This is a genomic window from Pseudomonas fluorescens (assembly GCF_018614655.1).
GTDB lineage: Bacteria > Pseudomonadota > Gammaproteobacteria > Pseudomonadales > Pseudomonadaceae > Aquipseudomonas > Aquipseudomonas fluorescens_BX.
Genome location: NZ_JAGGOG010000016.1, coordinates 68,008 through 88,057, shown reverse-complemented (window position 1 = coordinate 88,057; position 20,050 = coordinate 68,008). Strand labels below are relative to the sequence as shown.

The window sequence follows — 20,050 nt, the reverse complement described above, 5'->3', positions numbered from 1 at the left end:
GACTACAGCGCAACGGGCGCTCTTTCACACAAAGCATTAAGCGCCACCGCCCACTGCTCGTCATCATTCAAACACGGCACCAGCACCAACTCCTCGCCACCCGCTTCGCGGAACTGCTCCAGCCCACGATCACCAATCTCCTCCAGCGTCTCAATGCAATCGGCCACAAATGCCGGGCACATCACCAGCAACTTCTTCACCCCTTGCCCGGCCAACGCTTCCAGCCGCGCTTCGGTATAAGGTTCGATCCACTTCGCCCGTCCCAGGCGCGATTGAAACGCCACCGACCATTTGCCCTGCGCCAGCCCCATCCGCTCAGCAAAGTCCCGAGCAACGCTGAAACACTGCCCGCGATAACAGGTGGCTCGCACCTGTGGCGAGGCGTTGGCGCAGCAATCGGTGGCACCGTCGAACTCATGGTCCGGGTTGAGTTTTTTCAGGTGTCGCTCAGGCAAGCCGTGGAAGCTGAATAACAGGTGATCGAAGTCCTGCTGCAAGTGTGGTTTGGCGCTGGCTACCAAGGCGTCGAGGTATTCCGGCTGGTCATAGAACGGCTGCAAAATCGAAAACTGGATCGCCAACTTCTTGTCCCGCACTACACGTTTGGCTTCTTCAACCACCGTGGTCACGGTGCTGTCGGCAAACTGCGGGTACAGCGGCGCCAGGGTGACTTTCTTGATGCCCTGGGCAGCGAGTCGGGTCAACACGCTCTCAATAGACGGCTCACCATAACGCATCGCCAACTCCACAGGGCCCTGAGTCCACTGGGCAGTCATTTGTTGTTGCAGGCGGCGACTCAGGACCACCAGAGGCGAACCTTCGTCCCACCAGATCGAGGCATAGGCATGGGCCGATTGCTCGGGACGCTTGATCAGGATCAGCGACACCAGCAACCGTCGTACCGGCCACGGCAGGTCGATCACATAAGGGTCCATCAGGAATTGATTGAGGTAGCTGCGCACATCGGCCACCGAAGTGGATGCCGGTGAACCCAGGTTGACCAGTAACAACGCGTGATCCGTCATGCAACATCCTATCTCTAGAGGCGGCTGGACAAGTCGTCCAGGGCCGCACGCAACTCAGTGAACTGGAAAGTGAAACCGGCTGCCAACAACCGCTGCGGGATCGCCCGCTGGCCACCCAGCAACAAGCTGGACAACTCGCCCAGGCCAATACGCAAGGCGAAGGCCGGCATCGGCATGAACGCGGGCCGGTGCAGCACTTTGCCCAGCGTCTTGGCGAATTCAAGATTGCGCACCGGCTGCGGCGCGCAGGCATTATAAGGACCCTGGGCGTCAGTCTTGTGCAGAAGAAAATCAATCAGGGCGATTTGATCCTTGATATGCACCCACGGCATCCACTGCCGGCCATTGCCGATAGGCCCGCCCAGCGCCAGTTTGAACGGCAACAGCAGCCGCGACAAAAAGCCGCCCTCGGCCGCCAGCACCAATCCGGTACGCACCAGTACAACCCGTATGCCAAAAGCTTCCGCGCGCTGGGCGGTTTCTTCCCAGGCAATGCACAACTGGCTGGGGAAATCGTCCAGCACCGGGCCGCTGTCTTCGGTCAGTTCGCGCTCCCCGCCATCGCCGTACCAACCCACGGCAGAACCGGATATCAATACCCCCGGTTTGTGCTCAAGGCCATCGAGCCAGGCAAGCAGGGTTTCAGTCAGGCCGATCCGGCTGCTCCACAACAACGCCTTGCGTTTGTGGGTCCAGGGCCGACCGGCAATGGGGGCGCCGGCCAGATTGATCACCGCGTCCACCGGCTCGCTAATGTCCTGTAGACGGGCGACGCCTTGCACCTGGGCACCGCAGAGTTTGGCCACCTGTTCCGGATGACGACTCCACACACTCAAACGATGCCCCTGAGCCTGCCAGTACTGGCAGAGCTGGCGGCCGATCAGACCCGTACCACCCGTCAGCAAAATATGCATGAGTTTTTCCTCGTGTAACGTTCGCCGTCCGCCACTGGTCTATTTTATAGACAGGGATCTTTTAAATCGGGCGCAACGTTGGTTTAACTCTCAGGTTTAACCATAGAACACGCCAAACGATCAGGCACGCAAAAACTTATACCAAAAAACAATATTGTACAGCTATTGGTGTCGGCGTAGTCTGTACCCAACGGTAAAACGAGGCCTCCCATGACTGTTCCCATCGCGATCATTGGTACCGGCATCGCCGGGCTCTCCGCCGCTCGAGCACTGAAAGACGCCGGGCACGTTGTACAACTTTTCGATAAAAGCCGCGGCAGCGGCGGCCGCATGTCCAGCCAGCGCAGCGATGCCGGCGCACTGGACTTGGGGGCCCAGTATTTCACCGCCCGCGACCGGCGCTTCGTCAATGAAGTACAACGCTGGCAGGCCAATGGTTGGGCCGCAGAATGGGAGCCCCAACTGTACAACTTCAAGTCCGGTCAATTCAGCCCCTCACCCGATGAACAGACCCGCTGGGTCGGCACCCCACGCATGAGCGCTATCACTCGGGCGTTGCTGGATGACCTGCCGGTAGAGTTCGGTTGCCGGATCACCGATGTGTTCCAGGGCACACAGCACTGGAACCTGCTGGACGCCGACGGTGGTAACCACGGCCCATTCAGTCACGTCATCATCGCCACCCCGGCGCCGCAAGCCACCGCGCTGCTGGCCGCTGCACCGAAACTGGCAAGTGTCGCCGCCGGGGTGAAGATGGACCCGACCTGGGCCGTTGCCCTGGCCTTCGATACCCCGCTGGACACCCCCATGGAGGGCTGTTTCGTACAGGACAGCCCACTCGACTGGCTGGCCCGCAACCGCAGCAAACCTGGACGCGACACCACCCTCGACACCTGGGTGCTACACGCCACCAGTGCCTGGAGCAAGCAGCATCTGGACTTGCCCAAGGAGGCGGTGATCGAACAGTTGCACGGCGCCTTTGCTGAACTGCTGCACAGCGCCATGCCTGCCCCGATCTTCAGCTTGGCCCACCGCTGGCTCTATGCTCGGCCGTCCGGCAGCCATGAATTTGGCGTGTTGGCCGACGCCGACCTTGGGCTGTACGTGTGCGGCGACTGGTGCCTCTCAGGCCGGGTCGAAGGTGCCTGGCTCAGTGGCCAGGAAGCTGCACGGCGATTGATTGCGCATCTGTAGTCGCTGACCGTATCAGGAATGAACTCGATGCCGTGGCCTGGCTCGATGAAACGTGCGGCCGATGCCCTTTCGCAAATACCTATACAAAATATTTGACTTGTACAGCATCAAAGCTATGATGAGATTAAGTTGTACGAAAATATAAATTTGTACAGGTATTTTGTAGAGGTTTGGCTATGTCCGTCACCGGCAAACCAAAAATCACCATCAGCGCGCACCACAGTCGTGGGCGTGGCATCTATGCCCAGGCGTTTTGCGTCCGCCATCCCGTTCTGCCGATACAAGAAGAACCTCAGCTTAATGACCCGACGGCGCCTCGGGAAAATTTCCTGACCCGGTCTTTCGTCTATGCCTGTTGGCAACAACTGCTCGCCGAGGGCCTGACGCGCCATCGCCTGCTGAAATTCCACGCACGCTACAAATACCTGCTGATGGCCCACAGCCCCGCCCATTACAAAAGCCTGGGCAACCTGCTGGGTAGCATGACCAAGAGCGGCGACCTCGACCTGCTGGCCGCCAGCTATTTCAGTGACCTGATGAGCGCTCTGAAAAAATGCGCCACCCGTGGCACCCACACCAACGTGTTGCAACACATCAGCGGTTACCTCAAACAGGTCATCAGTGCCGAAGACAAACAGGAAATGCAGACCCTCATCGGCCACTACTACCAAGGCGTCGTGCCGTTGGTGGTACCGCTGGCCCTGCTCAAACACCATTTTCGCCGACACCCGGATCGTTACATCGCACAGCAGGCCTACCTGCAACCGCATCCGGAAAACCTCAGCCTGCGTAATGCGGTTTAAACCATGAATACTTTTGTACAAGACGACTTCGTCCAAGCCCTGGAACAAGGCTGGTTGCCGATCCGTGAAGTAGCACGCCAGACCGGTGTCAACGCCGTAACTTTGCGGGCCTGGGAGCGGCGCTACGGCCTGATCGTGCCCCAGCGCACGCCCAAGGGTCACCGCCTGTTTAGCATCGAACATGTGCAGCGCATCCATTCGATCCTCACCTGGCTCAACCGTGGCGTGCCGGTCAGCCAGGTTAAAAAACTGATCGACACCGCACAAACCCACAACGACGAAACCCCAAGCGAATGGCACAGCCTGCGCCAGAACCTGCTGCAAGCCATCAGCGAACTGGCAGAGCGCCAGGTCGACACGGCCTTCAACCAAGCCATGGCTCTGTATCCACCGCGCACCTTGTGCGAACAACTGCTACTGCCGCTGCTCGAAGACCTTGAACAGCGCTGGCAAGGCCAATTTGGCGCACAGATGGAGCGGGTGTTTTTCCATTCCTGGTTGCGCAGTAAGTTCGGCGCACGGATCTATCACAACAATCACCCGCTCAACGGCGCGCCGCTGTTGCTGATCAACCAGTCAGACCTGCCTCTGGAGCCTCACCTGTGGCTCACCGCCTGGCTGGTCAGCAGCGCCAACTGTCCGGTGGAGGTTTTCGACTGGCCATTGCCCGCCGGCGAACTAGCCTTGGCAGTGGAGCATCTGCAAGCCCGTGGAGTGTTGCTGTATTCGAGCAAGGCGATCAACGTACAAGCGTTAACGAAGCTTCTGAGCGGCGTCAGTTGCCCAAAACTGATCGCCGGGCCAACGGTAGCCATCCACCAGGCCGAGTTGACCGTATTAACCCATGATATGCCTGACTTGCTCCTGGCCGAGAATCCCCTGTCGGCTCATCAGGCACTGATCCAGCATGGACTTGTATAAACGATGAACCGGCAATTGATCTGGCTGCGCAGTGACCTGCGCCTACATGACAACACCGCCCTCGCCGCAGCTGCCGAGCGCGGGCCGACAGTGGCTGTCTACCTGATCACGCCCGAGCAATGGCAGGCCCACGATGATGCCCCGTGCAAGGTGGATTTCTGGCTGCGTAACCTGAGCAGGTTGAGCCGAGCGCTGGGCGATTTGAACGTTCCATTGCTGATCCGTCATGCCGCCACCTGGGATCAGGCACCGCAAGCTTTGGCGCAGCTGTGCCGAGAACTGTCGATTGAGGCGGTCCACGTCAATAACGAATACGGCATCCATGAAAGCCGCCGCGATGCCGCCGTGGCCAATGCACTGGAGGCTGAGAACGTCAGTTTCCATCGCTATCTGGATCAACTGCTGTTCCAACCCGGCAGCATCCTGACCAAGACCGGCACCTACTTTCAGGTCTTCAGTCAATTTCGCAAGGTTTGCTACACACGTCTGCACGCAGCCCTGCCGCGCCGGGTGGCGACGCCCAAAGCTCAAGCGGAACTGGCGGTGAAAAGCGACCTGATCCCCGAACACATCAGCGGTTTCGCCACGCCGAGTAAAAGCTTGCGCGCCCTTTGGCCAGCAGGTGAAGACGAAGCCCAGCGGCGCCTTGAACAGTTTGCCGATGAACAAATCAGCGACTACAAGAACGAGCGTGACTTCCCCGCCAAACCCGGCACCAGCCAGTTGTCGGCCTACCTGGCCGCTGGTGTCATCTCGCCGCGCCAGTGCCTGCATGCCGCCTTGCAAAGCAATCAGGGTGAATTCGAAAGCGGCGATATCGGCACCATCACCTGGATCAACGAGCTGCTGTGGCGCGAGTTCTACAAGCACATTCTGGTGGGCTACCCACGAGTCTCTCGCCATCGGGCCTTCCGCCCGGAAACCGAAGCCGTAGCCTGGCGCAACGCACCCGAGGACTTGGCCGCCTGGCAAGAAGCCCGTACCGGGTTACCGATCATCGATGCAGCCATGCGCCAATTGCAGGAAACCGGCTGGATGCACAACCGCCTGCGCATGGTAGTGGCGATGTTCCTCACCAAGAACCTGTTGATCGACTGGCGCGAAGGCGAACGTTTTTTCATGCGCCACTTGATCGACGGTGACCTGGCAGCCAATAACGGTGGCTGGCAGTGGAGCGCCTCCACCGGTACCGATTCGGCGCCCTATTTCCGAATTTTCAGCCCCTTGAGCCAGTCGGAAAAATTCGACGAAGATGGACGCTTCATCAAACACTGGTTGCCACAACTGGCGACGCTGAACAAAAAAGAGGTGCACAACCCGGCCGCTCTGGGTGATCTGTTTGGCGTGGCCGATTATCCCCGTCCCATGGTCGATCTGAAAAAATCCCGGGACCGTGCCCTCGCCGCGTTCCGCAGCCTGCCCTCAAGGAGTATGGGATGAACCTTATGACCGCACGCCGCTACTGGCTGACCGGTGCCAGCAACGGGATCGGTGCCGCGCTGGCCGAAGCGCTGCTCAAAAGCGGTGCTCATGTGGCGCTCAGCTCTCGCTCCCGGGAGCCACTGGAGCAATTTGAGCAACAGTATCCAGGGCAAGTATTGGTGGTGGCAGGCGACCTGACCCACAGCCAGACCGTACGCGAGATCGGTGAGCACATTACCCAGGCTTGGGGTGCGCTGGACACGGTGATCCTCAACGCCGGCACCTGTGAATACGTGGACAGCCAGCAGTTCGACGTCTCGATCATCGAGTACGTGGTGCGCACCAACCTGCTGGCCACCAGTTACTGCATCGAAGCGGCGTTGCCGCTGTTGCGGGCCGGCCGGACACCCCATCTGGTGGGCATTGCCAGTGCTGTGACCTATTTGCCGATGCCCCTGACCGAATCCAAGGCCAGCCTGCGCCAACTGTTCGAATCCTTGCGCATTGACCTGTCATCCCAAGACATGGATATCACCGTGGTCAGCCCGGGGTTTGTCGACACACTACAGACCGATGGCAATGATTTCCCGATGCCCTTGAACTGGCCAGCTGACCAAGCAGCGCGGCATATTATCGGGAAACTGCAAGATCGCCCGCGGGAGATTGCCTTTACGGCGCTATCGCTCGCAGCCCTGTGGCCGCTGTCGACGCTACCGGACAGGCCAAAGCTGATCATCGACAAATGCATACTGCGCAGCCCGCCGCCGCAAAAGGATGATGTGTGAGAGCCGCGATCATCGGCACCGAATAACGTCCGTCAGAGCTTTCACACGCGCACAGCCCGCTTGCCTTACACTGCGCGCCTATGACCAACATCCCCCACACCCAAATCGCCGAACCCGCCGTCACCTGTTCCACCTGCGCCGCGTGCTGCTGCCAGTTGGAAGTCATGCTGATTACCGACACCGGCGTGCCCGATCGTTTTATCGACACTGACGATTGGGGCGGTGAAGTGATGCTGCGCCTGGACGACGGCTGGTGCGCCGCTTTGGATCGCGACACGATGATGTGCAGCATCTATGAGAAGCGGCCGTTGATCTGCCGGGAGTTCGAGATGGGCGCGCCGGAGTGCATTGAGGAGCGCCAAGGGATTGCGACGGTGTATCGCTGACTTTTGAATGTGGGAGGCAAGGCCTCCCACATTGTTTTGCTCGAGTCGCTACAGCGGCATCGTGTAATGCAGCGAATAGCTCTCGACACCGTCGTTGTGGCTACTGATCCCGGCATTGGAGTAATGCGTGGCGCGAATGCCCACCTCATGCCCACCGGCAAAGCGCAAACCGAAGCCCAGGCGGTCTTCGAACTGAAGGGCCTGGCCAAGATTGTTGTCCTCTACCCGAGTTCGGGAGAACACAGCCACGCCGATCCCCGCCTCGATGTAAGGTTTTACCGATTCCCCGGCGAATTCATACATAAAGACCGGCGAGAACGACAGGCTGCTCACGCTGGCGCGCTTGTCACCGTCCCAATAGGTGTAAGCGCCGCTCCAATAGCCAGTCAGGCGGCCAACATCGCTCTGCCACCAGCTTTTGTCCCAATCCGATGTCAGACCCAAGCGGTAGGTCATGGTCGAATCGCCAGTACTCCCCACCCCGAATTCCAGGCCTGCGGCCTGCGTCGAAACAGAGTGCCCCACCACAACGGCCGCAATCGCAGCCAAACAGAACAAACGCCTCATAAGAAACATCCTTTCCGAATCAGGTTGTATGATTTTTTACAGGCTAACGACCTATAGAAGCCGTCGTTTACGCAGAAGTTCAGCTTATAAATTCGTTATTTCACGAATTTTTCACAAGCTAATTTTTTGCACAACGCCGGACGATTTCCATAGTGTGGGGAGGATATTTCTCAGGTGCTCCGTATCGCCACTGGTCCAGAACCGGGTGGCCTGAGGGGTGCCCTCGGCCAGCAATTCGCGCTCGCCCAGCAGGCGCTGCAACTGGCGCGCCACCGCGGCGCCCGTGTCGATCAAGATGATCGTCGACGCCAGCATCTGCGCCAGTAACGGCTTCAGGAAAGGATAGTGCGTGCAGCCCAGGATGATGGTGTCACAACCGGCCGCAATCAACGGTTCGACATAGCCCTGCAACAGCAGGCGCAGGGCCGGGCTGCCCAGGTCACCGGTTTCGATCAACTCCACCAGACCTGGGCACGGTTGGGTAATGACCCGTACGTCAGTCGCGAAGCGATCGAGTAATGCCGCAAACTTGGCGCTTTGTAACGTGCCGGTAGTCGCCAGCACGCCGACCACACCGCTGCGGGTCGCGGCTGCGGCCGGTTTTACAGCGGGCTCCATGCCCACCAGCGGCCAGTCGGGATAATCCCGGCGCAAATCAGCGACAGCAGCCACCGTCGCCGTATTGCAAGCGATCACAAAAGCCTTGGCACCCTGCTCGCGGAAAAATCCGGCAACCAGACGAGAACGTTCGAGGATGAACTCCGGAGTTTTCTCGCCGTAAGGGATGTGCCCGCCATCCGCCACATACAGCAGGGACTCATGAGGTAACAGCCGCTGGATTTCGGCCAGCACCGACAGGCCGCCGACACCGGAGTCGAACACCCCAATCGGTGCGGCCTTAACCATGGGCAACGCCACACACGCTGCAGGCAGGGTCACGCTTGACCCGCAGCTCACGGAAGCGAGTACTCAGGGCATCGATCAGCAACAGACGCCCGACCAGTGGCTCACCGAAGCCGGCCAGCAGCTTCAATGCTTCCAGGGCTTGCAGGCTGCCCACCAACCCCACCAGCGGGCCGATGACACCGGCTTCGCTGCACGTCAGCTCGGCTTCGCTGCCGTGCCCGTATAAACAGTGGTAGCAAGGGCTTTGCGGACGACGCGGGTCGAAGACCGAGAGCTGCCCTTCCAGACGAATTGCCGCGCCGCTGACCAAAGGCTTGCCGGCGGCGACACAGGCGGCATTCACCGCTTCGCGGGTGGAGAAGTTATCGCTGCAATCGAGGACCAGATCCACCGCTGCCACCGCCTGCGCCAGGGAATCGGCGTCCAGCGCCGTGCGGTGGGCAACCAACCGGACCTCGGGATTGATGGCCGTCAGTCGACCCATGGCCGAGTCAACCTTGGTCAGGCCGACACTGTGGGTGTCATGGATGATCTGGCGTTGCAGGTTGGTCAGGTCGACGGTATCGAAATCCGCCAGATGCAGCTCGCCCACACCCGCGGCGGCCAGGTACAGCGCCACCGGCGAACCCAGGCCACCGAGACCGACGATCAGCACGCGGCTGTTTTTCAAGCGCAACTGGCCTTCAATGTCGACATGCTGCAACAGAATCTGTCGGCTATAGCGCAACAGCTCCTGGTCATTCAGCATGACCGGCGCCCCAGGCTGATCCGCTCATGGCCGCCGAGATCGATGCGGCTGTGGACCGCCTCAAAGCCCTGCTTCAATAGCAGTTCGCGCACGGCCGAGGCCTGATCGTAACCATGCTCCAGCAGCAACCAGCCACCGGCATCAAGATGCCCTGGCGCCTGGGCGATAATCAGACGAAGGTCATCTAAACCGTCCTGGCCGGCCACCAGTGCACTGGCCGGTTCGAAACGCACATCACCGGCCACCAGGTGCGGATCGGTGTCCGCGATGTACGGCGGGTTACTGATGATCAGGTTGTACGTGTGGCCTTGCAGGGCATCGAACCAATGACTGCTCAGTACCGTGGCGTTTTCCAGGTGCAGGCGCTGGCGATTGCGCTCGGCCAGGGCTACCGCTTCCAGCACCCGGTCGACGGCGGTGACGTTCCACGCGGGACGCTCACTGGCCAGGGCCAGGGCAATCGCGCCGCTGCCGGTGCCCAGGTCGAGGACCTTGGTGGGGGTGGCGGGCAACAATTCCAGGGCGGCTTCCACCAGCATCTCGGTTTCCGGACGGGGGATCAGCGTATGGGGTGCGACTTCCAGGTCCAGCTTCCAGAAACCCTGCTGGCCGAGAATATAGGCCACAGGCTCACCTGTGCGGCGCCGTTGCAGGTAGCCGGAAAAGGTCAGCGCGTCTTCGCTGCTGACGATTTTCTCCGGCCAGGTGTGCAAGTAACTGCGGGACTTGCCCAACGCGGCGGCCAACAGCAACTCCGCATCCAGTCGCGCAGTGGGCGAGTCCGGCAGTTCGGCGGCGCGTAACAGGCTAGCAATAATGGTCATTTATTCACCTATCGCCGCCAGTTGGTCGGCCTGGTACTCGGCCAGCAAGGGCTCGATCACCGCATCAACGCCACCGGCGAGGATTTCATCCAGGGAGTACAGGGTCAGGTTGACCCGGTGGTCGGTGACCCGGCCCTGGGCAAAGTTGTAGGTACGGATACGTTCGGAGCGATCGCCCGAGCCCACCAGCAATTTGCGCTCGCTGGCAATCGCGTTGGCGGCGGCGCTGGTTTGCTGGTCGTTGAGCTTGGCCGACAGCCAGGACATCGCCCGCGCCCGGTTCTTGTGCTGGGAGCGTTCTTCCTGACACTCCACCACAATGCCCGACGGCAAGTGGGTGATGCGAATAGCCGAGTCGGTCTTGTTGACGTGCTGGCCACCGGCGCCCGATGAGCGATAGGTGTCGACCCGCAAGTCCGCCGGGTTGATCTCGATGGTTTCCTGCTCATCCGGCTCGGGCAACACCGCCACGGTGCATGCCGAAGTGTGGATACGCCCCTGGGATTCAGTGGCCGGCACCCGCTGCACGCGGTGCGCGCCAGATTCGAACTTCAGCTTGCCGTAGACGTTGTCCCCTTCAACCCGGGCGATGACTTCTTTATAGCCGCCGTGCTCACCCTCGTTCTCCGAGAGAATCTCAACACGCCAGCCGCGCCGCTCGGCATACCGTGAATACATGCGAAACAGGTCGCCGGAGAAAATCGCCGCTTCGTCACCGCCGGTGCCGGCACGGATCTCAAGGAATACGTTACGCCCGTCGTTGGGATCCTTGGGCAGCAACATGCGTTGCAGATCGCCTTCCAGCTCAACCAGCTTTTCCTTGGCCTCACGGACTTCTTCCACGGCCATTTCGCGCATGTCCGGGTCGCTGTCCTTGAGCAGCGCCTGGGCGCCTTCCAGATCGGCCTGAACCTTGAGCAGGTGTTTATAGGTGGCCACAATGGGTTCAACTTCCGCGTATTCCTTGGAATAGGTGCGGAACTTGTTTTGATCGGAGATGACTTCGCCATCGCCAAGCAAGGCGGTCAATTCTTCGAAGCGATCCTGGAGAATATCCAGCTTATTGAGCAGTGACGCTTTCATTGCGGTTTTTTATCCGAAGAGCTATCTGACGCGCCCTCACCGAGGGCAAAGAGTTCCTGGGCCATGGCCAGCGCATCAAGGCGGCCTTCGGCAGTCAGTTTTTTAAGCTGTACGCTCGGGGCGTGCAGCAGTTTGTTAGTCAGGCCACGAGCCAACTGCATCAGCACGTCTTCGGCGCTGCTGCCATTGGCGAGCATACGCTGGGCCTTGATCAATTCCTCGTCCCGCAGGCGCTCGCCTTGTTGACGATACGCCTTGAGCACATCCACCGCCGCCAATTCACGCAGGCGCACCATGAAATCATCGGCGCCGGTGCTGACCATTTCCTCGGCGGCCTGGGCTGCGCCCTGGCGGCTCTTGAGGTTTTCGGCGACCACTTCGTGCAGATCGTCGACGCTGTAGAGGTAAACGTCGTCCAACTCGCCGACTTCAGGCTCGATATCCCGGGGAACCGCGATGTCCACCATGAAGATCGGCTTGTGCTTGCGCAGCTTCAAGGCGCTTTCCACCGCACCTTTACCGAGAATCGGTAACTGGCTGGCGGTGGAACTGATGACGATGTCGCTGCGCACCAGTTCGGCGGGGATGTCCGAAAGCAGCACCGCGTGGGCGCCGAACTGCTCGGCAAGGATGCTCGCGCGCTCCAGGGTGCGGTTGGCAACGACGATCCGCTTGACCCCCAGCTCATGCAAATGGCGGGCGACCAGGGTAATGGTTTCACCAGCACCGATCAGCAACGCCTGGCTGCGTTGCAGGTCACTGAAGATCTGTTTGGCCAGGCTGACGGCGGCAAACGCCACGGACACCGGGTTTTCACCGATGGCCGTGTCGGTGCGCACCTGCTTGGCCGAATTGAACGTGGCCTGGAACAAGCGCCCCAGCAACGGGCCGATGGTCCCGGCCTCGCGCGCCACAGCGTAGGCCGATTTCATCTGGCCAAGAATCTGCGGCTCACCCAATACCAGCGAGTCGAGCCCTGAGGCGACGCGCATCATGTGACGAACTGCCGCATCTTCTTCGTGCACATAAGCGCTGGCACGCAAGTCTTCGAGGCTCAAATGGTGGAAATCCGCCAGCCAGCGCAACACCACATCCGCTGACAGATGTTCCTGCTCTATATAGAGCTCGCTGCGATTGCAGGTTGAAAGGATCGCAGCTTCGCGGCTGTCGGTGAGCCGGCAGAGCTGCTGCAAGGCCTCAACCAACTGCTCGGGCGTAAACGCCACGCGCTCGCGCACGTCTACGGAAGCAGTCTTGTGGTTAATACCGAGTGCAAGGAAGGCCATTCAATATCGCTGATGATGTCGAGAAGCCGACAATTGTCCTACTTCGTCTGATCCAGAACAACCACCGTAGTCTATTGTCCTAATGCCTTACGCCTATAAAGGCATCAATTGAGACTCGGTTATGTTTGGCCGAAGGCTTGTGTCATGATGATCCGACCGCAGGTTAGTCGTCCTCTTCCTATATGAATAGATCTTCCGCGTTGCTCCTTGCTTTTGTCTTCCTCAGCGGCTGCCAGGCCATGGCGCCCGTGTCTCCGGACGATTCGTCGCCGGTCGAAGACAGCACTCCCGCCCCTGAAAAGCCCAAAGTTTATTCCTCGTTCAGTGAAGAGACGGTCTTCAGCTTGCTGAGCGCGGAGCTGGCTGGCCAGCGCAATCGTTTCGACATTGCCCTGGATAATTATGTGACACAGGCCATCAACACCCAGGATCCGGGAATTTCCGAGCGGGCGTTTCGCATCGCCGAGTACCTGGGGGCCGATCAGGCGGCGCTGGATAGTTCACTGATCTGGGCGAAAAACGCACCGGACGATCTTGAAGCCCAGCGGGCGGCGGCCATTCAACTGGCCCGCGCCGGGCGCTATGACGACTCCATGGTCTATATGGAGAAAGTCCTGCAAGGCAAGGGCGACACCCATTTCGACTTCCTCGCACTGTCGGCGGCCGACACCGATCAGGACACCCGCAATGGCCTGATGAAGAGCTTCGACCGCCTGCTGCAAAAACACCCGAACAATGGCCAGCTGATTTTTGGCAAGGCCCTGTTGCTGCAACAAGATGATGAAGCACAAGCGGCCTTGACGCTGCTGGAGCAGAACCCGCCGGAAGACGGTGAAATCGCCCCGCTGCTGCTGCGCGCGCGACTGCTGCAGAATCTCAATCGCGGCCAGGAAGCCTTGCCGCTGCTGGAAAAAAGCATCAAGAAGTACCCGGATGACAAACGCCTGCGCCTGACCTACGCCCGCATGCTGGTTGAACAAGACCGCATGGAAGACGCCAAGGTGCAGTTCGCCAACCTGGTCCAGCAATACCCGGACGATGATGAACTGCGTTATTCCCTGGCACTGGTATGCCTGGAAGCCAAGGCCTGGGACGAGGCCAAAGGTTATCTGGAAGACCTGATTGCCCGGGAAAGCCACGTCGACTCGGCGCACTTGAACCTGGGGCGTATCGCCGAAGAGCGCAATGACCCGCAAGGTGCGTTGATCGAGTACGCCCTGGTCGGTCCCGGCAATGATTATTTGCCTGCCCAGTTGCGCCAAGCCGACATCCTGATGAGCAATGGCCGCACCGATGAAGCAGAAAAGCGTCTGGCCGCGGCCCGGGATGCCGAGCCGGACTACGCCATCCAGCTTTACCTGATCCAGGCCGAAACCCTGTCGGCCAACAAGCAGGGCGATCGTGCCTGGAAACTGTTGCAACAAGCGTTGCTGCAATACCCGGACGACTTGAACCTGCTGTACACCCGCGCCATGCAAGCGGAAAAACGCAATGACCTGGCGCAGATGGAAAAGGACCTGCGCCTGATCATCAAGCGCGACCCGGACAACGCCATGGCACTGAACGCCCTGGGCTACACCTTGTCCGACCGTACAACCCGCTACGCCGAGGCCAAGGTCCTGATCGAACAGGCCCACCAGCTCAACCCGGAAGACCCGGCCGTCCTCGATAGCCTGGGCTGGGTGAATTACCGCCTGGGCAACCTGGATGAGGCCGAGCGCCTGTTGCGTCAAGCCCTTGAGCGCTTTCCCGACCAGGAAGTCGCCGCTCACCTGGGCGAAGTGCTCTGGGCCCAAGGTAAACAACGCGAAGCCAAACAAATCTGGGACAAGTTCCTCAAGGAACAACCCGACAGCCCTATCCTGCGCAGCACCATCAAGCGCCTGACCGGATCCGAGACCCTTTAAGCTTATGTTTTTGCGCCACGTTATCGTTTTCAGCTTTATCGCCCTGCTCGCCGGTTGCGCGGGCTTTGGCGCTCGCGAATCCGTTGAAGGCCAGGGCAACCCGGCGCAGTGGAAACAGCACAAGGACCAATTGAGTAGCCTCGACGGCTGGCAGATCGAAGGCAAGGTCGGCATTCGCGCCCCGAAGGACTCGGGCAGCGGCACCTTGTTCTGGCTGCAACGCCAAGACTATTACGACATTCGTCTGTCCGGGCCGTTGGGCCGTGGTGCTGCGCGCCTGACCGGCCGACCTGGGCAAGTGAGCCTGGAAGTCGCCAATCAGGGCCGCTATGAAGCGCCAACCCCAGAAGCCCTGCTGGAAGAACAAATGGGCTGGAAGTTACCGGTCTCGCATTTGGTCTGGTGGGTTCGCGGCTTGCCTGCACCCGATAGCAAGAGTCGCCTGAGCCTCAATGGCGACAGCCGCCTGGCATCGCTGGAACAGGATGGCTGGCAGGTCGAGTACCTGAGCTATGTACAACAGAACGGATATTGGCTGCCCGAGCGCATCAAGCTGCACGGCACCGACCTTGACGTCACGCTGGTGATCAAGGATTGGCAACCTCGCAAGCTGGGGCAATGAGATGACTGCGCCCCGTCTGACCCTGCCTTCCCCTGCCAAACTCAATTTGATGCTGCACATCCTCGGTCGCCGTGAAGATGGCTATCACGAGCTGCAGACAATTTTTCAGTTTCTCGACTACGGCGATGAATTGACCTTTGCGGTTCGTGACGATGGTGTGATTCAACTGCACACAGAATTTGAAGGCGTGCCTCACGACAGCAACCTGATCGTGAAGGCCGCAAAAAAACTTCAGGAGCAATCCGGTTGCTCGCTGGGCATCGATATCTGGATCGACAAGATCCTGCCCATGGGTGGCGGAATCGGCGGTGGCAGCTCGAATGCGGCCACCACCCTGCTCGGCCTGAATCACTTGTGGCAACTGGCTTGGGACGAGGATCGCCTGGCTACGCTGGGCCTGACGCTGGGCGCCGACGTCCCGGTTTTCGTGCGCGGGCATGCGGCTTTTGCCGAGGGCGTGGGCGAGAAACTCACCCCTGTAGACCCCGAGGAGCCGTGGTATGTCGTGCTTGTTCCGCAAGTATCTGTAAGTACAGCAGAAATTTTTTCAGATCCACTGTTGACACGTAACTCTCCTCCCATTAAAGTGCGCCCCGTTCCCAAGGGAAACAGTCGAAATGACTGCTTACCGGTTGTAGCAAGGCGTTATCCAGAGGTACGTAACGCTTTGAATTTGTTAGGTAAATTTACCGAAGCAAAATTAACCGGCACTGGAAGTTGTGTGTTTGGGGGCTTCCCAAACAAAGCTGAAGCTGATAAAGTCTCGGCCCTTCTGACAGAGACCCTTACAGGGTTTGTAGCAAAGGGAAGCAACGTTTCGATGTTGCATCGCAAGCTGCAAAGTCTGCTCTAAAAGGAACCGAGTACTGGGTACTCGTTGCAACAGATACAGGGGCGTCGCCAAGCGGTAAGGCAGCAGGTTTTGATCCTGCCATGCGTTGGTTCGAATCCAGCCGCCCCTGCCATTTTCTATACTCATCCAGGTTACCCTCAGCCTCTAGGTACTGCGCGTGTCCAAGATGATGGTCTTTACGGGGAATGCTAACCCCGATCTGGCTCGGCGTGTTGTACGTCAGCTGCATATCCCTCTCGGTGACATCTCTGTCGGTAAATTTTCCGACGGCGAAATTACAGCCGAGATCAATGAAAACGTCCGCGGTAAAGACGTCTTCATTATTCAGCCGACTTGCGCTCCGACCAACGATAACCTGATGGAACTCGTCGTGATGGCTGATGCCTTCCGCCGCTCCTCAGCGACTCGAATCACAGCTGTAATCCCTTACTTTGGTTATGCCCGTCAGGATCGCCGTCCGCGTTCCGCACGTGTGGCTATCAGCGCGAAAGTCGTTGCTGACATGCTGACCGTGGTAGGTATCGACCGTGTTCTCACGGTTGACCTGCACGCTGACCAAATTCAGGGGTTCTTCGATATTCCAGTAGATAACATCTACGGCTCCCCCGTTCTGGTGGATGACATCGAAGACCAGCGCTTTGAAAACCTGATGATCGTGTCCCCGGACATTGGTGGCGTCGTGCGTGCACGGGCTGTTGCCAAATCCCTGGGCGTAGATCTCGGGATCATCGACAAACGCCGTGAGAAAGCCAATCACTCTGAAGTGATGCATATCATCGGTGATGTCGAAGGGCGCACCTGTATTCTGGTCGATGACATGGTTGATACCGCCGGCACCCTGTGCCACGCGGCTAAAGCCCTGAAAGAGCACGGTGCAGCAAAAGTCTTCGCCTACTGCACACACCCTGTGCTGTCGGGCCGAGCGATCGAGAACATCGAGAACTCAATGCTGGACGAACTGGTGGTGACTAACACCATCCCGTTGTCCGCTGCTGCTCAAGCCTGTTCGCGTATCCGTCAACTGGATATCGCACCGGTAGTTGCCGAAGCGGTTCGCCGCATCAGCAATGAAGAATCGATCAGCGCGATGTTCCGTTAAGGGTCAAACCTACGGAGCACCTCACTGACGAAAAGCGCCCCGCCCCAGCATTCTGTTGGGGCGGGGCTTTTTTGCCCATATCGCCTTTAGCGCTGGTCGCAAACGCTGGGGCGAATGTGGTTATTTTGGAGATACAACATGAACGATTTTACTTTGAATGCTGAACTGCGTTCCGACCTGGGGAAAGGTGCGAGCCGCCGCCTGCGTCGTCTCGCAAGCCTGGTTCCAGCTGTAGTTTACGGTGGCGAAAAAGCCCCTGAATCCATCAGCATGCTGGCCAAGGAAATCGCCAAACTGCTCGAAAACGAAGCGGCTTACAGCCACATCATCGAGCTGAACGTTGGTGGTTCCAAGCAGAACGTCATCATCAAGGCACTGCAACGTCACCCAGCTAAAGGCCACGTGCTGCACGCTGACTTCGTACGCGTAGTAGCCGGCCAGAAACTGACCGCTATCGTGCCTGTGCACTTCGTTGGCGAAGCTGCTCCGATCAAGAAAGGCGGCGAAGTTTCGCACGTTGTTGCCGAGATCGAAGTGACCTGCCTGCCGAAGGACCTGCCTGAGTTCATCGAAGTCGACCTGAGCAACGCTGAAGTCGGTTCGATCATTCACCTGTCCGACCTCAAAGCCCCTAAAGGCGTTGAGTTTGTTGCTCTGGCTCACGGTGATGACAAGGCTGTTGCCAACGTCCACGCTCCACGTGTTGCTCCAGAAGCTGAAGAAGGCGCTGCAGAGTAATTCACTCTGTAATGCCGGAGCTTGAGGAAACATCGCGGACCGGAACGTAGCGAGAAAGCGGGCGACAACGCGAAGTTTATCTCTGGATAAGTTAGCTCTTGTCGTCCACTTTCGCCGCACCCAGGTTGCGGCGATGTTATCCACAACTCCAAAGGAAGGGCCCCTGTCGTGACTGCCATTAAACTGATCGTTGGCCTGGGAAATCCAGGCGCCGAATACGAACAGACCCGGCATAACGCGGGGGCCCTTTTTGTTGAGCGGATCGCCCACGCCCAAGGTGTCAATCTTGTGGCCGATCGCAAATATTTTGGCCTGACCGGACGCTTCTCGCATCAGGGTCAGGATGTTCGTCTACTGATTCCCACCACCTACATGAACCGCAGTGGCCAGGCTGTTGCGGCGCTTGCGGGCTTCTTCCGGATCAAACCCGAAGAAATCCTGGTGGCCCATGACGAACTGGACCTGCCACCCGGCGTTGCCAAGCTCAAGCAAGGCGGCGGGCATGGCGGTCATAATGGCCTGCGGGACATCATCGCGCAGTTGGGTAATCAGAATACGTTTTACCGCTTGCGGCTTGGCATTGGCCACCCGGGCGTTGCCAGTATGGTTTCAAATTTCGTCCTGGGTCGTGCGCCACGCGCCGAACAGGAAAAACTCGATGCCAGCATCGATTTTGCCCTCGGCGTGCTGCCGGATATCTTCGCCGGTGAATGGAACCGTGCGATGAAAAACCTGCACAGCCAGAAGGCCTGACTCTTATCCGAGGGGAAACACCATGGGATTCAATTGCGGCATCGTCGGCCTACCCAACGTCGGCAAGTCCACCCTGTTCAACGCCCTGACCAAGTCCGGTATTGCGGCGGAGAACTTCCCCTTCTGCACCATCGAACCGAACACCGGTATCGTGCCAATGCCAGACCCACGTCTGGAGGCACTGGCGGCCATCGTCAATCCCAAGCGCATCCTGCCAACCACCATGGAGTTCGTCGACATCGCAGGCCTGGTGGCCGGTGCGTCGAAAGGTGAAGGCCTGGGCAACAAATTCCTCGCCAACATCCGCGAGACCGATGCCATCGCCCACGTGGTCCGCTGCTTCGAAGACGAGAACGTGATTCACGTCTCCAACAGCGTCGACCCGAAACGCGACATCGAGATCATCGACCTGGAACTGATCTTTGCCGACCTCGACAGCTGCGAGAAGCAACTGCAAAAGGTCACGCGCAACGCCAAGGGCGGCGACAAAGACGCAGTAGTCCAGAAAGCCTTGCTTGAGCAGTTGATCGCTCACTTCACCTTGGGCAAGCCGGCACGCAGCCTGATGAAGAGCATGAGCACCGACGAAAAAGCGGTGATCAAGGGCTTCCACCTGCTGACCACTAAGCCGGTGATGTACATCGCCAACGTGGCTGAAGACGGTTTCGAAAACAACCCGTTGCTCGACGTGGTCATGGCCATTGCCGAAGAAGAAGGCGCGATGGTCGTACCGGTCTGCAACAAGATCGAAGCGGAAATCGCCGAGCTGGAAGACGGCGAAGAGAAAGACATGTTCCTCGAGGCCCTGGGCCTGGAAGAGCCAGGCCTGAACCGCGTGATCCGTGCGGGCTATGAAATGCTGCACCTGCAGACCTACTTCACCGCAGGTGTTGAAGAAGTCCGCGCCTGGACCGTCAAGGTCGGCGCCACTGCCCCGCAAGCTGCTGGTGTCATCCACACCGACTTCGAAAAAGGCTTTATCCGCGCCGAAGTCATCGCCTACAACGACTTCATCCAGTTCAAGGGTGAAGCCGGTGCCAAGGAAGCCGGTAAATGGCGCCTGGAAGGCAAGGAATACATCGTCAAGGATGGCGACGTGATGCACTTCCGCTTCAACGTCTAAACAACACCCACGGCCCAGGCCGTCAAACAAAAAAGCCGATGCATCGCATCGGCTTTTTTGTGGGCGACGTATCCGCCGGCTCATAAATACT

Annotated in this window: 20 protein-coding genes, 1 tRNA gene and 1 pseudogene; 14 read left to right on the top strand and 8 right to left on the bottom strand. The window is 59.0% G+C overall.

The features are described 5' to 3' along the window. Positions 1–2: 2 nt before the first annotated feature. Positions 3–1,025, bottom strand: coding sequence for a ferrochelatase (gene hemH, locus J7E41_RS16370; RefSeq protein ID WP_214994350.1), 1,023 nt, complete (start codon positions 1,023–1,025; stop codon positions 3–5). Between the two features lie 14 nt (positions 1,026–1,039). Next, positions 1,040–1,939 (bottom strand): TIGR01777 family oxidoreductase, encoded by a 900-nt coding sequence (locus J7E41_RS16365; RefSeq protein ID WP_214994349.1) that lies wholly within the window; start codon positions 1,937–1,939, stop codon positions 1,040–1,042. 210 nt (positions 1,940–2,149) lie between these two features. On the opposite strand from J7E41_RS16365, the gene J7E41_RS16360 reads away from it, so the two are divergent. From J7E41_RS16360 to J7E41_RS16335, 6 genes and pseudogenes are all read left to right on the top strand, one after another. Next, entirely contained in the window at positions 2,150–3,133 is a 984-nt protein-coding gene (locus tag J7E41_RS16360; RefSeq protein WP_214994348.1) for an NAD(P)/FAD-dependent oxidoreductase, read from the top strand. 227 nt (positions 3,134–3,360) lie between these two features. Further along, positions 3,361–3,936, top strand: a pseudogene (locus J7E41_RS16355) (YbgA family protein); the annotation flags it as partial. Positions 3,937–3,939: 3 nt separating this feature from the next. Further along, positions 3,940–4,857: a MerR family transcriptional regulator gene (locus J7E41_RS16350; protein ID WP_214994347.1), complete on the top strand. Its 918-nt coding sequence runs from the start codon at positions 3,940–3,942 to the stop codon at positions 4,855–4,857. Positions 4,858–4,860: 3 nt separating this feature from the next. Next, positions 4,861–6,297 (top strand): deoxyribodipyrimidine photo-lyase, encoded by a 1,437-nt coding sequence (gene phrB / locus J7E41_RS16345; RefSeq protein ID WP_214994346.1) that lies wholly within the window; start codon positions 4,861–4,863, stop codon positions 6,295–6,297. Beyond that, positions 6,294–7,064, top strand: a complete 771-nt coding sequence (locus J7E41_RS16340; RefSeq protein ID WP_214994345.1) for an SDR family NAD(P)-dependent oxidoreductase — start codon at positions 6,294–6,296, stop codon at positions 7,062–7,064. Before phrB ends, J7E41_RS16340 begins: the two co-directional genes overlap by 4 nt. Positions 7,065–7,144: 80 nt before the next feature. After that, complete coding sequence (locus J7E41_RS16335) at positions 7,145–7,450, top strand: YkgJ family cysteine cluster protein (RefSeq protein WP_155581838.1); 306 nt, start codon at positions 7,145–7,147, stop codon at positions 7,448–7,450. Positions 7,451–7,498: 48 nt separating this feature from the next. Here the strand turns inward: J7E41_RS16335 and J7E41_RS16330 are convergent, their stop codons facing one another. The 6 genes from J7E41_RS16330 to hemA form a co-directional block, all read right to left on the bottom strand. After that, complete coding sequence (locus tag J7E41_RS16330; protein WP_214994344.1) at positions 7,499–8,017, bottom strand: acyloxyacyl hydrolase; 519 nt, start codon at positions 8,015–8,017, stop codon at positions 7,499–7,501. Positions 8,018–8,128: 111 nt separating this feature from the next. Further along, positions 8,129–8,923 (bottom strand): glutamate racemase, encoded by a 795-nt coding sequence (gene murI / locus J7E41_RS16325; RefSeq protein ID WP_214994342.1) that lies wholly within the window; start codon positions 8,921–8,923, stop codon positions 8,129–8,131. Then, entirely contained in the window at positions 8,916–9,671 is a 756-nt protein-coding gene (locus J7E41_RS16320) for a molybdopterin-synthase adenylyltransferase MoeB (RefSeq protein WP_214994340.1), read from the bottom strand. Before J7E41_RS16320 ends, murI begins: the two co-directional genes overlap by 8 nt. Beyond that, positions 9,665–10,495, bottom strand: a complete 831-nt coding sequence (gene prmC, locus J7E41_RS16315) for a peptide chain release factor N(5)-glutamine methyltransferase (protein ID WP_214994338.1) — start codon at positions 10,493–10,495, stop codon at positions 9,665–9,667. The genes J7E41_RS16320 and prmC overlap by 7 nt, the downstream gene beginning before the upstream one ends. Then, positions 10,496–11,578 carry a peptide chain release factor 1 gene (gene prfA, locus J7E41_RS16310; RefSeq protein ID WP_155581842.1) on the bottom strand — a complete coding sequence of 361 codons (1,083 nt, stop codon included), beginning with the start codon at positions 11,576–11,578 and terminating at the stop codon, positions 10,496–10,498. Continuing rightward, entirely contained in the window at positions 11,575–12,864 is a 1,290-nt protein-coding gene (gene hemA / locus J7E41_RS16305) for a glutamyl-tRNA reductase (protein WP_214994336.1), read from the bottom strand. The genes prfA and hemA overlap by 4 nt, the downstream gene beginning before the upstream one ends. 182 nt (positions 12,865–13,046) lie before the next feature. Between hemA and J7E41_RS16300 the strand changes: the two genes are divergently transcribed. From J7E41_RS16300 to ychF, 8 genes are all read left to right on the top strand, one after another. After that, complete coding sequence (locus J7E41_RS16300) at positions 13,047–14,771, top strand: tetratricopeptide repeat protein (RefSeq protein WP_214994334.1); 1,725 nt, start codon at positions 13,047–13,049, stop codon at positions 14,769–14,771. A gap of 4 nt (positions 14,772–14,775) precedes the next feature. Then, entirely contained in the window at positions 14,776–15,393 is a 618-nt protein-coding gene (lolB, locus tag J7E41_RS16295; RefSeq protein ID WP_155581845.1) for a lipoprotein insertase outer membrane protein LolB, read from the top strand. 1 nt (position 15,394) lies between these two features. Continuing rightward, positions 15,395–16,246 (top strand): 4-(cytidine 5'-diphospho)-2-C-methyl-D-erythritol kinase, encoded by an 852-nt coding sequence (ispE, locus tag J7E41_RS16290; protein ID WP_214994332.1) that lies wholly within the window; start codon positions 15,395–15,397, stop codon positions 16,244–16,246. Positions 16,247–16,283: 37 nt separating this feature from the next. After that, positions 16,284–16,358 (top strand) — tRNA-Gln (locus J7E41_RS16285). Between the two features lie 45 nt (positions 16,359–16,403). Then, complete coding sequence (locus J7E41_RS16280; RefSeq protein WP_003208392.1) at positions 16,404–17,345, top strand: ribose-phosphate pyrophosphokinase; 942 nt, start codon at positions 16,404–16,406, stop codon at positions 17,343–17,345. Between the two features lie 138 nt (positions 17,346–17,483). After that, complete coding sequence (locus tag J7E41_RS16275; RefSeq protein ID WP_155581847.1) at positions 17,484–18,083, top strand: 50S ribosomal protein L25/general stress protein Ctc; 600 nt, start codon at positions 17,484–17,486, stop codon at positions 18,081–18,083. Positions 18,084–18,251: 168 nt separating this feature from the next. Further along, complete coding sequence (gene pth / locus J7E41_RS16270) at positions 18,252–18,836, top strand: aminoacyl-tRNA hydrolase (protein ID WP_003208389.1); 585 nt, start codon at positions 18,252–18,254, stop codon at positions 18,834–18,836. 22 nt (positions 18,837–18,858) lie between these two features. Beyond that, entirely contained in the window at positions 18,859–19,959 is a 1,101-nt protein-coding gene (gene ychF / locus J7E41_RS16265) for a redox-regulated ATPase YchF (protein WP_099167955.1), read from the top strand. Positions 19,960–20,050: the final 91 nt, after the last annotated feature.